The sequence below is a fragment of the Micromonospora sp. MW-13 genome, assembly GCF_003434305.1.
In the GTDB taxonomy this organism is placed as follows: Bacteria; Actinomycetota; Actinomycetes; order Mycobacteriales; family Micromonosporaceae; genus Micromonospora.
In genome coordinates this window covers 1-307 of record NZ_QKKX01000137.1, presented here as the reverse complement: position 1 = coordinate 307, position 307 = coordinate 1, and the positions used below count along the sequence as shown (strand labels likewise).

Here is a 307-nt window from a genome sequence, read left to right as displayed (position 1 = left end):
TACGGGTGGGTCGGCCGCTCGTAGATCTCGTCCTCGGTGCCGATCTCGACGATCTTGCCGAGGTACATCACGGCGACCCGGTCCGACAGGTGCCGGACCACCGACAGGTCGTGCGCGATGAAGACGTACGACAGGCCGAGTTCGTTCTGGAGCTTCTCCAGCAGGTTCATCACCTGGGCCTGGATGGAGACGTCCAGGGCCGACACCGGCTCGTCGCAGACGATGATCTCCGGACGCAGGGCCAGCGCGCGGGCGATGCCGATGCGCTGACGCTGGCCGCCGGAGAACTGGTGCGGGTACCGGTTGA

1 protein-coding gene is annotated in these 307 nt (G+C 66.4%); it reads right to left on the bottom strand.

The features are described 5' to 3' along the window. On the bottom strand, positions 1-307 hold a 307-nt coding region (locus C5N14_RS31570; RefSeq protein WP_133305784.1), incomplete at both ends, for an ABC transporter ATP-binding protein.